Origin of the sequence: Sphingomonas sp. CCH5-D11 (genome assembly GCF_001557395.1) — a bacterium.
GTDB lineage: Bacteria > Pseudomonadota > Alphaproteobacteria > Sphingomonadales > Sphingomonadaceae > Sphingomonas.
Map to the genome: position 1 here is coordinate 1 of NZ_LSKH01000309.1, position 14,546 is coordinate 14,546.

At 65.2% G+C, this 14,546-nt stretch carries 11 protein-coding genes; 3 read left to right on the plus strand and 8 right to left on the minus strand.

Annotated features, from left to right (window positions below):
• The first annotated feature begins 53 nt into the window (after positions 1-53).
• Positions 54-4,334 carry a DNA-directed RNA polymerase subunit beta' gene (rpoC, locus tag AX702_RS19440; RefSeq protein WP_066782039.1) on the plus strand — a complete coding sequence of 1,427 codons (4,281 nt, stop codon included), beginning with the start codon at positions 54-56 and terminating at the stop codon, positions 4,332-4,334.
• Between the two features lie 214 nt (positions 4,335-4,548).
• Complete coding sequence (locus tag AX702_RS23900) at positions 4,549-5,646, plus strand: methyl-accepting chemotaxis protein (protein WP_066782040.1); 1,098 nt, start codon at positions 4,549-4,551, stop codon at positions 5,644-5,646.
• Here the strand turns inward: AX702_RS23900 and AX702_RS19450 are convergent.
• The 5 genes from AX702_RS19450 to AX702_RS19470 all read right to left on the minus strand — a co-directional run bounded on the left by AX702_RS19450 (position 5,635) and on the right by AX702_RS19470 (position 10,106).
• Positions 5,635-7,008, minus strand: coding sequence for a chloride channel protein (locus AX702_RS19450; protein ID WP_066782041.1), 1,374 nt, complete (start codon positions 7,006-7,008; stop codon positions 5,635-5,637). The two genes, AX702_RS23900 and AX702_RS19450, sit on opposite strands and share 12 nt — an antisense overlap.
• A 32-nt stretch (positions 7,009-7,040) precedes the next feature.
• Positions 7,041-7,592: a GNAT family N-acetyltransferase gene (locus AX702_RS19455; protein WP_231731958.1), complete on the minus strand. Its 552-nt coding sequence runs from the start codon at positions 7,590-7,592 to the stop codon at positions 7,041-7,043.
• A gap of 7 nt (positions 7,593-7,599) precedes the next feature.
• Complete coding sequence (locus AX702_RS19460) at positions 7,600-8,391, minus strand: LysR family transcriptional regulator (protein WP_066782043.1); 792 nt, start codon at positions 8,389-8,391, stop codon at positions 7,600-7,602.
• A 111-nt stretch (positions 8,392-8,502) separates the two neighbouring features.
• On the minus strand, positions 8,503-8,901 hold the full coding sequence (gene apaG / locus AX702_RS19465) for a Co2+/Mg2+ efflux protein ApaG (protein ID WP_066782044.1): 399 nt from the start codon (positions 8,899-8,901) through the stop codon (positions 8,503-8,505).
• Positions 8,898-10,106, minus strand: coding sequence for a trans-sulfuration enzyme family protein (locus AX702_RS19470; RefSeq protein ID WP_066782063.1), 1,209 nt, complete (start codon positions 10,104-10,106; stop codon positions 8,898-8,900). Before AX702_RS19470 ends, apaG begins: the two co-directional genes overlap by 4 nt.
• Before the next feature lie 220 nt (positions 10,107-10,326).
• Here AX702_RS19470 and AX702_RS19475 point away from each other — a divergent pair, with 220 nt between their 5' ends.
• A complete protein-coding gene (locus tag AX702_RS19475) occupies positions 10,327-11,544 on the plus strand; it encodes a glycosyltransferase family 39 protein (RefSeq protein WP_066782045.1) in 1,218 nt (405 codons plus the stop codon).
• Between the two features lie 6 nt (positions 11,545-11,550).
• On the opposite strand, the gene AX702_RS19480 is transcribed toward AX702_RS19475, so the two are convergent.
• The 3 genes from AX702_RS19480 to recO all read right to left on the minus strand — a co-directional run bounded on the left by AX702_RS19480 (position 11,551) and on the right by recO (position 14,537).
• On the minus strand, positions 11,551-12,651 hold the full coding sequence (locus AX702_RS19480) for a glycosyltransferase family 2 protein (protein WP_066782046.1): 1,101 nt from the start codon (positions 12,649-12,651) through the stop codon (positions 11,551-11,553).
• The gene (leuB, locus tag AX702_RS19485; RefSeq protein WP_066782047.1) at positions 12,648-13,700 is read right to left on the minus strand and encodes a 3-isopropylmalate dehydrogenase; all 1,053 of its coding nucleotides are present in this window, start codon (positions 13,698-13,700) and stop codon (positions 12,648-12,650) included. Before leuB ends, AX702_RS19480 begins: the two co-directional genes overlap by 4 nt.
• Before the next feature lie 105 nt (positions 13,701-13,805).
• Positions 13,806-14,537, minus strand: a complete 732-nt coding sequence (gene recO, locus AX702_RS19490; RefSeq protein WP_066782048.1) for a DNA repair protein RecO — start codon at positions 14,535-14,537, stop codon at positions 13,806-13,808.
• Positions 14,538-14,546: the final 9 nt, after the last annotated feature.

Here is a 14,546-nt window from a genome sequence, read left to right on the forward strand (position 1 = left end):
CCTCTCCCCTGCCCTCTCCCCGCCTGCGGGGAGAGGGAGAAAGAGGCTGGAAAATGAACGAACTGACCAATTTCGCGAACCCGGTCGCCAAGCCGGAGACCTTCGACCAGATCCAGATCGGCATCGCGTCGCCTGACCGCATCCGTTCGTGGTCGTTCGGCGAGATCAAGAAGCCCGAGACGATCAATTATCGCACGTTCAAGCCCGAGCGTGACGGCCTGTTCTGCGCGCGCATCTTCGGTCCGATCAAGGACTACGAATGCCTGTGCGGCAAGTACAAGCGCATGAAGTACAAGGGCATCGTCTGCGAGAAGTGCGGCGTCGAGGTTACCGTCTCGAAGGTCCGCCGCGAGCGCATGGGCCATATCGAGCTCGCCGCCCCGGTTGCGCACATCTGGTTCCTGAAGTCGCTGCCGTCGCGCATCGGCCTGCTGCTCGACATGCAGCTCAAGCAGCTCGAGCGCGTGCTGTACTTCGAGGCGTACATCGTGATCGAGCCGGGCCTCACCCCGCTCGAGAAGTATCAGCTGCTCACCGAGGATGAGCTGCTCGAGGCGCAGGACGAATATGGCGAGGACGCCTTCTCGGCCGGCATCGGCGCGGAAGCCGTTCGCATCATGCTCGAAAGCCTCGATCTCGAGGGCGAGAAGGTCGCGCTGCTTGAAGAGCTTGCGACGACCAAGTCTGAGCTGAAGCCCAAGAAGATCATCAAGCGCCTCAAGGTCGTCGAAAGCTTCCTGGAATCGGGCAATCGTCCCGAGTGGATGATCCTCGAGGTCGTGCCGGTCATCCCGCCCGAGCTGCGCCCGCTGGTGCCGCTGGACGGCGGCCGCTTCGCGACGTCGGATCTGAACGATCTGTATCGCCGCGTCATCAACCGCAACAATCGCCTCAAGCGCCTCATGGAGCTGCGTGCGCCGGACATCATCGTCCGCAACGAAAAGCGCATGCTGCAGGAAGCGGTCGACGCGCTGTTCGACAACGGCCGCCGCGGCCGCACGATCACGGGCGCCAACAAGCGTCCGCTGAAGTCGCTGTCCGACATGCTGAAGGGCAAGCAGGGCCGCTTCCGTCAGAACCTGCTCGGCAAGCGCGTCGACTATTCCGGCCGCTCGGTCATCGTGACCGGTCCGGAGCTTAAGCTGCACCAGTGCGGCCTGCCCAAGAAGATGGCGCTCGAGCTGTTCAAGCCGTTCATCTACGCTCGCCTCGACGCCAAGGGTCTGTCCATGACCCTGAAGCAGGCGAAGAAGTGGGTCGAGAAGGAGCGCAAGGAAGTCTGGGACATCCTGGACGAGGTGATCCGCGAGCACCCGGTTCTGCTGAACCGCGCGCCGACGCTTCACCGCCTCGGCATTCAGGCGTTCGAGCCGGTGCTGATCGAAGGCAAGGCGATCCAGCTCCACCCGCTGGTCTGCTCGGCCTTCAACGCCGACTTCGACGGTGACCAGATGGCCGTGCACGTTCCGCTGTCGCTTGAAGCGCAGCTGGAAGCGCGCGTCCTGATGATGTCGACCAACAACATCCTGTCGCCCGCCAACGGCAAGCCGATCATCGTGCCGTCGCAGGACATGGTGCTCGGTCTCTACTATCTCTCGATGGAGAAGCAGAACGAGCCCGGCGAAGGCATGCTGCTGGCCGACATGCAGGAAGTGCACCAGGCGCTGAATGCACAGGCGGTGACGCTGCACACCAAGATCATCAGCCGCGTTCCGCAGACGGACGAGGACGGTAACGAGTATCTGAAGCGCTACGAAACCACCCCGGGCCGCATGCTGCTCGGCGAGTGCCTGCCGAAGAGCCACAAGGTACCGTTCGAAACCGTCAACCGCCTGCTGACCAAGAAGGACGTCACCGACGTCATCGACGAGGTCTATCGTCATACCGGTCAGAAGGAGACGGTGCTGTTCGCCGACGCCATCATGGCGCTGGGCTTCCGTCACGCGTTCCGCGCCGGCATCTCCTTCGGCAAGGACGACATGATCATTGCGCCGGACAAGACCAAGCTGGTCGACGAAACGCGCGAGCAGGTGAAGGACTTCGAGCAGCAGTATCAGGACGGCCTGATCACGCAGCAGGAGAAGTACAACAAGGTGATCGACGCCTGGAGCCGTTGCGGTGATCAGGTGGCAAACTCGATGATGAACGAGATCAAGGCCGTTCGCATCGACGAGGAGACCGGCCGTGAGAAGCCGATCAACTCGATCTACATGATGGCACACTCGGGTGCGCGTGGTTCGCAGGCGCAGATCAAGCAGCTCGCCGGTATGCGCGGCCTGATGGCCAAGCCGTCGGGCGAGATCATCGAAACGCCGATCATCTCGAACTTCAAGGAAGGCCTGACCGTCCTTGAATACTTCAACTCCACGCACGGCGCACGTAAGGGCCTTGCGGATACGGCGTTGAAGACCGCGAACTCGGGTTACCTCACCCGCCGTCTCGTCGACGTGTCGCAGGATTGCGTCATTGTCGAGGACGATTGCGGCACCGAGCGCGCGCTGGAGATGAAGGCGATCGTTCAGGGCGGCTCGGTTATCGCGTCGCTTGGCGAGCGTATCCTGGGCCGCACCACGGCCGAGGACATCATCGACAGCAAGTCGGGCGAGATCGTGATCCCGCACGGCACCCTGCTCGATGAGCCGATGGTGGCGAAGATCGAGGCGGTTGGCACTCAGGCGGTCAAGATCCGCTCGCCGCTGGTCTGCGAAAGCAAGATCGGCGTCTGCGGCAAGTGCTACGGGCGTGATCTCGCCCGCGGTACCCCGGTGAACATCGGCGAAGCGGTCGGTGTCATCGCGGCGCAGTCGATCGGTGAGCCGGGCACGCAGCTGACGATGCGTACCTTCCACATCGGCGGCGCGGCGCAGCTCAACGAGCAGTCGAACCTCGAGGCACCAGTCGACGGCACGGTCGAGTATCGCGACCTGCGCATCATCGTCGACCAGCGTGGTCGCCGCGTGGTGCTCAGCCGCTCGGGCGAAGTCGCGATCGTCGACATGGACGGCCGCGAGCTGGCGGTGCACAAGATCCCGTACGGCGCGAACGTGCTGTGCGACGATGGGCACATCATCAGCGCGGGCGATCGCATCGCTGAATGGGATCCGTTCACCATGCCGGTGATCACGGAAACCGGCGGCACCGTGAAGTATCAGGACCTCATCGAGGGCAAGACGCTGACCGAGCAGGTCGACGAAGCGACGGGCATCGCCCAGCGCGTCGTCACCGAATATCGTGCAGCGGCGCGCACCAAGGAGGATCTGCGTCCCCGCATCACCCTGCTCGACGAGGGCTCGGGTGAGGCTGCCCGCTACATGCTGGCGCCGGGTGCGGTGCTCTCGGTCGACGACAATGCCACCGTCTATGCCGGTGACGTGGTCGCCCGTGTCGCTCGCGAGTCCGCCAAGACCCGCGACATCACCGGCGGTCTGCCGCGCGTTGCCGAGCTGTTCGAGGCCCGCAAGCCGAAGGAAAATGCGATCATCGCCAAGGTCTCTGGCCGCGTGGTGTTCGGCAAGGACTATAAGGCGAAGCGCAAGATCGGTATTCAGCCCGAGGACGGCGGCGAGGTGGTGGAATACCTCATCCCGAAGTCCAAGGTGATCGACGTTCAGGAAGGCGACTACGTCAAGCGTGGCGACAACCTGATCGGCGGCAGCCCGGATCCGCACGACATTCTCGAGGTGCTCGGCATCGAGCCGCTCGCGGAATATCTCGTGTCGGAAATCCAGGAAGTCTATCGACTGCAGGGCGTGAAGATCAACGACAAGCACATCGAGACGATCGTTCGTCAGATGTTGCAGAAGGTCGAGATCACCGAGGCCGGCGACACCACCCTGCTACCTGGCGAGCAGGTGGACCGTGCGGAGATGGACGAGGTCAACGCCAAGCTCGGCAAGAACGAGGCGCCCGCCCAGGGCAAGCCGATCCTGCTCGGGATCACCAAGGCAAGCCTGCAGACCCGGTCGTTCATCTCGGCCGCGTCGTTCCAGGAGACCACCCGCGTCCTCACCGAGGCGGCAGTCCAGGGCAAGCAGGACACGCTGATGGGCCTGAAGGAGAACGTCATCGTCGGCCGGCTCATCCCGGCGGGCACCGGCGCCGGCATGAACCGCCTGCGCGTGGCAGCCTCCTCGCGCGACGCGGCGCTTCGTGCCCAGCAGAAGAAGCTGGCCGATGCGATGCTGGTCGCTCCGGCGAGCGCGGACGAGCTGCGCGCGGCAGAGAACGCTCGCAGCCCGCGTGAGGACGTCGGCACCGGCAGCGACCCGCTCGCCACCGTCGTTCCCTCGGGCGACGGCAGCGACGAGGCCGCTGGCGAGTATCTGAACGACTGATCTTTCGGATCAGCCTGATGCAATCAGCCCCGCCGGCGCAATCCGGCGGGGCTTTTTGTTGGCAGCAACACTGAAGTCATATCGCGTTCTATTTCTACGTAACTTGCATCATTGCTGCTGCACGTAGCCGAGCATTGATCTTGATCAGGCGCGTCGGAACACCAGTCCTTTACCATTGCACTACATAATTTGCAGGTGGATCGGGGAAGTAACGGTGTCTGAGCTGTCGAAGATCATCAGTAGCAATGACAGCCAATCCGCCTGGCAAGCCGTGTGCCGGTCGCAAGCGGTGATTGAATTCGAACTGGACGGCACGATCATCTGGGCCAATGATCTGTTCCTGTCGGCGACCGGCTACGCCCTGCACGAGATCGTTGGCCAGCATCACCGCATATTCTGCGCCGACGATTATTCCGCCTCCCCATCCTACAAAGCATTCTGGGCCAAGCTGGGCCGGGGTGAGTTCGACACCGGCGAATACAAGCGCCGCGGCAAGAACGGGCGCGAGGTGTGGCTTCAGGCAACCTACAATCCGGTCTTCGATGGTGAAGGCCGTCCGCGGCGTGTGCTGAAAATCGCCGCGGATGTGACCGAGGCCAAGCTGAGCACCGCAGAAACCAACGGCAAGATTGACGCGATTGACCGCAGTCAGGCGACGATCGAATTCGCGCTCAACGGCACCATCCTTACCGCCAATGACAATTTTCTCGCCATCTTCGGTTATCGCGCGGCCGATCTCGTCGGGCGACACCACAATATGCTCTGCGACGCCGAACTAGTGCAGTCGTCCGACTATCGTCAGTTCTGGGAGCGTCTCGGCCGCGGTGAGTTCGACGCGGGCCGGTATAGGCGCCGCGATCGTGCCGGGCGCGAGGTATGGATCCAGGCTACTTACAATCCGATCCTTGACGCCGACGGTCGCCCGCGCAAGATCGTTAAGATCGCGAGCGACATCACGCGGGAGATGAGCCTCGAACAGGAGGTGATGTCGCGACTGGCCGATTGCGAACGCATCCGCTGCGAGCTCGAAGCGCGCGGCGTCGAGCTACAGGTCACGCTCGAGCAGATGGCGGCAATCGTTTCCACCATCAACAACATCGCCTCGCAGACGAACCTCCTGGCGCTCAATGCTGCGATCGAAGCGGCACGCGCGGGAGACGCAGGTCGCGGTTTCGCCGTCGTCGCGCAGGAGGTGAAGAAGCTCTCCGCTGAAACGCGCCTTGCCACCGAAAGGGCGGCGGGAATGATGAGCGACCGGGCAGGATCGCGATCCGCGATCGCGAGCCCCGCGCATCACGAGCTAGCGGCCTAAGGTTTCTGCCGGTTGCCGCTCGACGCTCGACGCTGAACGCTCGGGCTTGCTCGCGACGAATGTCCGCGACAGGCCATGGTACAGCTTCTCGCGGCACACTGCCCGGCTCGCCCCGTCAGCCAGGAACGCCGCCGCGAACATCGGCAGCATCAGGCCACGGCTCGCTGTCGTTTCGGACAGAATGATCACGGCGGTCAGCGGCGCGCGAACCACGCCGGTGAAATAGGCCACCATGCCCAGGATCACCACGGCCTGCACCGAGTCGCCTGGGAACAGCGCATGAAGAAGGTTCCCGAATCCCGCCCCGACCGCGAGGCTCGGCGCGAAGATGCCACCGGGCAGCCCTGCGACTGCGGTGGCTAGCGTCGCTAGGAACTTCGCGGGGCCGAACCACAAGGGGGCATCGGCTCCGGTGATCATCGCCCGCGCTGCGCCATAACCGGTGCCCCAGGTCAGCCCGGTCGCTACGCCAAGCGCGGCGACTACTAAGCCGCACAAGCCAGCGAACACCACCGGTCGTGCCTTGCTCCAGCGGGTCACCCGGTGGCGCCCGTCGGCCAGCGCAAGCATCGCGCGCGCGAACAATCCGCCCGCCAGTCCGCCGCCCACGCCAGCGATGGGCACTACCACCAGCGCGCTTGCGATTGGCATATGCGCTCCGATCACGCCGAAATAGACGTAATCGCCCGCGAGGCTCTGTGCCACCATGCCGGCGATCACGATGGAGGACAGCACCATCAGCGTCATGCGCTGCTCGTAGCGGGCGGCCAGCTCCTCGATGGCGAACAGCACGCCCGCGAGCGGCGTGTTGAACGCCGCCGCAACACCCGCCGCGCCGCCCGCGATCACCACCGTGCTGCGCAACGTCACCCGCGTCAGGCGATGGCTGAGGTTCATCACAGCCGCCGCAAGCTGCACCGTCGGCCCCTCGCGCCCCACGCTGGCCCCGCACAGCACGGCGCCCATGGTCAGCAGCGCCTTGGCGAGCACCGTGCGCACAGCGATCAGCCCGCGTGCGGCCCCTGCCGGATCGTTGCGCGCCGCCATCACCTGCGGAATGCCGGATCCTCGAGCCAGAGGCGCCCAGCGGCGCGTGATCCACACCAATGCCATGAACCCCAGCGGCGTCGTCACGAGCGGTGCCCAGGGCCAGCGCCGCACGAAGCGCTCGAACACCAGCCCCATTTCGTCGGATGCCTTGGCGAACAAAACCGCCACCACGCCGATCACCACCGCGCCCGTGATCACCGCGATACGCCGGCGGAACAGGATCGATGTCGGTCCGCTCGAGCGAAGCAGTGCGCGCACGCGCCTCGGGGTCCAGCGTCGGCGGGTGCGGGCAGGTATCGGATCGTCGGTCACGCGCCTCCCTTACGCCGATCACGCCGGCCGGATCACCCCCGCGTTGCTATCCGCCGCGAAGAAGAAGACTGCCACTCGTCCCGCAGCAAGCCCCAGATCACACTATCCCGCACGCCCAGATGCGTTTCCCATTCCGCGCGCAGCAGGGCCTCGCGCTGAAAGCCCAGGCGCAGCAGCAGCGCGATTGACCGTGCGTTTTCGGGATCGGTATCGGCGAATACCCGCCGGGCGCCCTCGGCAAACAGCTGGTCGATCAGCGCGCTGACCGCCTCGCGACCAAGACCTCGCCCGGAAGCAGCAGCGGAAAGGAGATAGCCGATCTCCATCACGCCTCGGCGCCGCTCGCCCGCGGCCAGCGTGCCGATCGCCCTGCCGTTCGTCTTGTCCACGATCACCCACTGGCGCCATTGATCGTTGGCGTGGGGCGTCACATAGGCAATCGTCTCCTGCATCGATCCGTGCGGCGGGCTTGACCAGAAGCGCATCACCTCGGGATCGCAATATGCTTCGTGCAGCGCCGGCGCATCGGCGAGCGTCGGCATCCGCATGGTCAGGCGATCGCTCGAAAAGGGTTCGGCCCTCACGCCCGGGTCAACCGGCGAGTGCCTCGACCAGCGCCTGCACCTTCTGCTGGCGCCATTGCGGCAGCGGCGCGACCAGCCAATAGCCGAGCCGAGACGGCCGCGGCTCCCCCACGGCCGTCACGCGGCCCTCGGCAAGGTCGCGTGCCGCGAGCAGTTCGGGCACGGTCGCCCGGCCCAGGCCTTGCGCGGCGGCATCAAGCGCCAGCCCCGCATCGCCTACCCGGATCAGCGCGCCGCCGTCCTCGCTGCCGCTGCCGGGCCAGGCGATAACCGCTTCCGCCCCGCCGCCAGCGCGCTCGATCGTCACCATGCCCTCGCTCTCGATCGCCTCGCCCTCGTGAACGCCGGGCCCGTCGCCCCAGGTCACAGCCAGGTCGAGGTTGGCCTCCGTAAAGTCGGGCGGTGCATCGGCAGCGACCAGCACGAAGCGCAGGTCGCCATCCGCACGGGCGATTTCGGCCAGACGCGGAAGCAGCCACTTTTCTGTCAGATCGCGCGGCGCGGCGATGGTCAGCGATTTAGAGGACTGGCCAGCCTGCATCGCCCGCACGGCTTCCTCGAACTGGAGAAAGCCATGGCGCAGCGCTGAGAGACCGGCCTCGCCTTCGGGGGTCAGCTCCAGCCCCTTGGTCGTGCGCCGAAACAACACCACCCCCAGCGTATCTTCCAGCGCGCGGATCTGCTGGCCCACTGCCGCCGGCGTCACCGCCAGTTCGTCGGCCGCGCGGGTGAACGACAGATGGCGCGCGGCGGCATCCAGCACGCGCAGGCCGTTCAGCGGAAGGTGCGTACGCTTCACCGCGCCACGCCCTGATGCGGCGGCGTCAGGCAAACAATCTCGGGTCGAAGGCTTATCACCATGCGCGCGACATGCCTTCCCCGCATCCCGCCCGCAAGCGGCAGCGGCGAATTACCCCGCAACGGCGGGCGCGATCAGCGTGAACTTCGGAATGGCAACGTCGAACAAAGATCCGTCCGCGCCGATCATGCGATAGCTGCCCTGCATGGATCCCGACGGCGTCGCCAGCGGGCAGCCTGACACATAATCATAGCTGGCGCCGGGCGCGATCAACGGCTGCTCGCCCACGACGCCCTCGCCTTCCACCGAATGGCGCGCGCCGCGGCCGTCGGTGATGATCCAGTGCCGGGTCAGCAACTGAACGGCCTGATCCCCGTCATTCTCCAGCCGGATGTGATAGGCCCAGAACCAGCGCCCCCGCGTCGGCTCGGACTGTTCGGGCAAGTAGCTGACGGACACGCGCACGGTGACCCCCCGCGTCGTTTCTGACGAGGGGAAGAACGCCTTCACAAACCGACCTGCCTCAATGCCCGGTCAAGATCCTCAATCAGATCCTGCGGGTCCTCAAGCCCGACGTTCAGGCGAAGCATGCCTTCGGTCACGCCCATTTCCTCGCGCTTGTCCGGCGCAACCGAATTGTGGGTGGTAGAGGCAGGATGAGTCATCAGCGATCGGGAGTCGCCGATGTTGTTCGAAATATCGATCAGCTCCAGCGCATCGAGCAGTCCGTGCGCCTGCTTGCGCCCGCCATCCAGCACCATGGCGAAGATCGGGCCGGCCGCGTCCATCTGGCTCATGGCCAGATTGTGCTGCGGATGGCTGGGCAGTCCCGGGTACAACACCTGCGGCACCCTTCCTTCCAGGAAGGTCGCGACCTTTAGCGCATTTTCCGACTGGCGCTGAATGCGAAGATCCAGCGTTTCCAACCCCTTCAATACGACCCACGCATTGAACGGCGACAATGTCGGCCCGGTATTCCGCGTGAACGGCAGCAGCGTATTGTCGATGAAATCCTTGGTGCCGCACACGGCGCCAGCCAGCACGCGGCCTTGCCCATCCATCATCTTGGTGGCGGAATAAGCGGTGACGTCAGCACCGAATTCCATCGGCCGCTGCAACGCCGGGGTGGCAAAGGCATTGTCGACCACGCTGGTGATGCTGTGGTCACGCGCAATGCCGCACACGGCCTTCAGGTCCACCACGTCCATCGTCGGGTTGGCCGGTGTCTCGAAGAAGAACACCTTTGTTTCCGGTCGAATGGCATCTTCGAATTGCTGCGGATCGCGCGCGTCGACAACCGTGCTGGTAATGCCGAACTTGGGGAGCAGGGTGTCCACCAGCCAGCGGCATGACCCAAAGGCTGCGCGGCCGGCGACCACATGATCACCCGCCTGGAGCTGGCTCAGCAGCACCGCCGTCATGGCAGCCATGCCGCTCGCCATGGTACGGCACGCCTCGGCGCCCTCCAATATGGCGATGCGATGCTCCAGCATCTCCACTGTCGGGTTCTGGAGCCGGGAATAGGTCATTCCCTCCTGCTCGCCGGCGAAGCGGGCGGCGGCATCGCCCGCGCAGTCATAGCTGTAGCCGGACGTGAGGAAGATCGCTTCGGATGTCTCCCCATATTCGCTGCGCGCGGTCCCGCCGCGGATCATACGTGTGGCGGGGCGCCACGTGTCGGTGATGGAGCGGTCCTGTCCGGTACGGCGTTTCATGCCGCCCGCTTTCGGCCAATCGTCGCCGGCTTTCAAGGCTGTCGGCCGCAACGTGCAACGGCCGGCCGACACTTTGCCCGTGCGACGCTGCTGCCTCACTCCACGCTACGGCCAGGCTGCTATCCTCAACAGCGGCGGAATTGCCGGTCGTGCAAGCGCGCGTGACTTCGCAGATGCGCCAGCTATCGCCGGCAGGCACGCACCGCTAAGCACACTTTCCATGCTGCGCCGTCCGCTGCCGCTCGCCGTGCTCCTCTTCCTGCTGGCCGAGGCATTGTTCTTGGCCCGGCTGTCGGTGCCGCATGTCCTCGTCTTTGACGAAATCCATTATGTGCCGGCGGCCCGTGCCCTGATCGCCCTGTCGGGGCCCGCCAACATCGAACATCCCTTGCTCGGCAAGATCCTGATCGCGCTGGGCATCTCCATCTTCGGGGACACACCCGTCGGATGGCGCTTCATGTCCACGCTTGCCGGCAGCGTGACGGTCGTGTCCATGTTCGCCACCGCCTGGCTGATCACCGGGCGAGTGCGGCCCAGCCTGGTCACGGCGGCACTCACGCTGCTTGGCTTCACGCTCTATGTCCAGGCACGCATTGCGATGTTGGATGGGTTCATGCTTGCCTTTCTGGCAGGCGCGATCGCCTTCGTTGCGTGGACCCTGCGCGTCGGAGGCTGGTGGCGCTGGGTGCTTGCATCGGTGCTACTCGGCCTTGCCGTCGGCTGCAAATGGCTGGCCGCGCCCTATGTAGCCTTTGCCGCCGTCGCCTTTCTCCTGTTCAAGCGCGAGGATCCACGCCGCTTCCCCGGTCTCCCGCTCTGGCCGGCGCTCCTGGTGCTTGGGGCCGTGTCGATGCTGACCTATTTCGCCACCTTTGCACCGGCCTTCTTCTACAGCGTAGAACCGCTGACGCTCGCGCGATTGATCCCCTTTCAACTCGAGATGTTCGAACGGCAGACGCAGGTGCTCCCCGTGCATGCCTATCAGTCGAACTGGTGGACATGGCCGCTGCTGATCCGGCCGATCTGGTATCTCTATGAGCCGGTCGATGGGGCGCTGCGCGGCATCCTGCTCTTGGGCAATCCGGCAATCATGTGGGGCGGGCTGGTGGCAGCGGTTGGCTGCTGGATCGGCTGGGTCCGCGGTGGATCACCGCGCTTGTTTGCGGCCGCCTCACTCTGGACCGGCAGCCTTGGCATATGGGCCGTGATCCCCAAGTCACTTGGCTTCTATTATTATTACTATCCGTCCAGCATCTTCATCGTCATCCCGCTCGCGCTGATGCTGGATCGCTGGCGCGCACGAGTTCGCAATATCGACCTGTTCGTGGTGGCGCTGGCCCTGGTGCTGGCTGTCTACTTCCTGCCGGTCCTGTCCGCCGGCGCGCTGGCGGACGCCGCTGCGTTCAGGCGCTGGATGTGGTTCGACACCTGGGTGTGAACCGCTTCAATAGCGCCCCCAGGTGAAGCGCGAGGACAAAGCGTAGTTCCACACTGCCCCCACCAGCACGCCCGCCAGCGCTGATCCTGCCCAGGCGCCGAAGTGGAAATCATACAGGAATGCCGCCACGCCGACATTGGCGATCGCACCCACTGAACAGACCAGGCAAAAGGACACCCATCCATCGAGCAGCGCGCGCCACCCGCGCAGCCGCCGGTCGCGATAGGTCAGCGCATTGTTCAGGAAGAAGTTGAAGGTCATCGCCGCAAGCGTGCCCACGATCTGCCCGCCGAGAAACGCCGCTCCGAGGCCGATGTGCAACATCGTCAGGACGGTCATGTGGATCAGAACGCCGATCACGCCAATCGCGGAGAACATCGCGAAGCGCACCGGCACGACATTGCCGAACTTCCGGTCATAAATGGCGATCAGATATTCGAGCGCGACCACATGATCGAGCTTCGACTCCCCCTGCTCCCGACAGCGGAACACGTAAGGCAGTTCGAGAAAGCGCAAGGGACGGTCGGCGGCCGCCATGATGTCGAGCAGGATCTTGAACCCAATGCCTGAAAGCTGCGGCGCCAGTGCCCGAACCAGATTGGTTCGGATCATGAAGAACCCGCTCATCGGATCGGTCAGGCCGACGTTCAGCACCTTCTGCGACAATCGCGTCGCCAACGCCGATTTCGCGACGCGGTCTCCGTCCCATTCCCCCGTGCCGCCACCGGCCACGAACCGCGAGCCGACCACGACATCCAGCGCGGCATCCCGGCGCAGCGCGTCCAGCATCGCCGGCAGGATTGTCTCGTCATGCTGAAGATCACCGTCAATCACTGCGGCGACGGGCGCGGCGGTGGCGCACATCCCCTCGATACAGGCGGTGGCAAGCCCGCGCCGCCCGATCCGCTGGATCACCCGGACACGGGAATCGACACGGGCGATCTCGCGCACCGCATCGGCCGTGCCGTCCGGACTGTTATCGTCGACGAAGATGACCTCCCATCGCGTCCCGGTCAGCGCCTGCTCCAGCTTCGCCACCAGCAGCGGCACATGAGCATGTTCGTTGAACGTCGGAATGATGATGGCAAGCTCGAGGGGCGTGCTCACAAGGCCGCCAGCACCGCGTCTCCCATCGCCTCGGTGGAGCACTGCCCGCCGAGGTCCGCGGTCCGGTGGCCAGCCGCCAGCGCGCGCGCCACCGCCTGCTCGATCCTTTCGGCCGCCTCAGCCTGGCCCAGCGAGTGGCGAAGCATCAGCGCGGCGGAAAGGATCGCCGCGCAGGGGTTCGCCTTGCCCTGCCCCGCAATATCCGGTGCCGAGCCGTGGATCGGCTCGTACAGCCCCTTGCCAGCCTCATCCAGCGACGCCGACGGCAGCAGGCCGATCGAGCCCACGCACATGGAGGCCTGATCCGACAGGATGTCGCCGAATAGGTTGCCGGTGACGATCACGTCGAACTGGCCGGGATCGCGCACCAGCTGCATGGCGGCGTTGTCGACATACATGTGGCTCAGCACCACGTCGGGATAACGCTGCGACACCTCGATCACCACGTCACGCCACAGCTGCGAGGTTTCGAGGACATTGGCCTTGTCCACCGAGCACAATTTGCCACGGCGTCGCTGCGCGGCCTCGAAGCCGGCGATCGCGATGCGACGGACCTCGCCCTCGTCATAGCTCATCAGGTCATAGCCCTGGCGCAGCCCGGCGTCGGTCGTCCGCATGCCCTTTTCGCCGAAATACACATCGCCGTTTAGTTCGCGCACGATCAACAGGTCGATGGTGCGTGCCACCTCCGGCCGAAGCGCGGAGGCGTCCTCCAGCCCTGCGAACAGCTTGGCGGGACGCAGGTTGGCGAACAGGGTCAGCTCCTTGCGCAGCCCCAGAATGGCCTGTTCCGGGCGCAGGTGCCGGTCCAGCGCGTCGCAGGTCGGATCGCCGACCGATCCGAAGAGGATCGCATCGGCGCGCCGTGCAAGGTCAAGCGTCGCGGCGGGCAGCGGATTGCCCGTCTGGTGGTAAGCAGCGCCGCCGACCGGCGCTTCCTCGAACGCGACGTTCAACTCCAGCGCCTCCAGCACGCGCCGTGCCTGGTTGGTTACTTCGGGGCCGATGCCGTCACCCGGCAGTATTGCGATAAGGGAAGTGTGCGCCATGGTCACCGTTCGAGGCTGAACTTGTCGATCACCACCCCGTCGCCGCGCACTGGCGCGGTTCCGGTGTGGCAGCTTCGCGGCGGAGCCTTGCCGGCCCCGCACTGGTCACGCAACTGCTCTCTTCAACCGGTCGATCAGCCGGTCACGTGCAGACAACGCGCCGGCGCGTCGCTCCGTCAGCAGATCGCGCGTCAGGAAATGGCCGGTGATCGCGAGGGCGGCAAACACGTCCGGCCAGTCCGGCTCGCCCCCTGAATGCAGAAATGCCGGCAACGGAAACAACCGTTCTTCATAACCGACAGCGGCGGCACGGCTCACCCCGGCACCGCTCTTGGGGCTGACAAAGGCGATATCCGCCGCCGATCCCGTCACCACGCAGCGGTGAAGGTCGAGGCCGAAGCCGAGCTCAGCCAGCAACAACAGCTCGTATCGTGCCATCGCCCCCGCCCAGCCCCGCGCGGCGGGCGCTGCCTCGACGGCGTCCAGCATGCCGGCCAGGGCATCATATAGTTGCGGATAGGGCTGTGCCTCGGGCAGCGCGGCGGCGGTCAGGCTCGCCAGCCATTCCAGCGCCGCTGCCGGCAGCGGCTCTGCGTGCAGTGGCGCCCGGCTGTGGACCAGTTCCACGGTCAGCGCCGGCAGCTGATCGTCGGTCCGCGCGCGCCACTCGCCCTGTATCGTGTTTGCCGGCTGAAGCACGGGGCGCAGCCCGCGCGATCGGCCACCACGCACATATCCCGCCCGAACCCCGTCATTCGGGGTTAAGGCACGAACCACCGCGCCATGCTCGCCATGGGAGCGAACGGCTACGATGATCGCTGGGGCGGCAAGGTGCATGGACGTGGC

Bases quoted from the DNA above. Each gene is read 5' to 3' on its own strand.
- recO (WP_066782048.1), bottom strand. From the start codon at position 14,537: ATGCACCTTGCCGCCCCAGCGATCATCGTAGCCGTTCGCTCCCATGGC.
- rpoC (WP_066782039.1), top strand. From the start codon at position 54: ATGAACGAACTGACCAATTTCGCGAACCCGGTCGCCAAGCCGGAGACC.
- leuB (WP_066782047.1), bottom strand. From the start codon at position 13,700: ATGGCGCACACTTCCCTTATCGCAATACTGCCGGGTGACGGCATCGGC.
- AX702_RS19475 (WP_066782045.1), top strand. From the start codon at position 10,327: ATGCTGCGCCGTCCGCTGCCGCTCGCCGTGCTCCTCTTCCTGCTGGCC.
- AX702_RS19470 (WP_066782063.1), bottom strand. From the start codon at position 10,106: ATGAAACGCCGTACCGGACAGGACCGCTCCATCACCGACACGTGGCGC.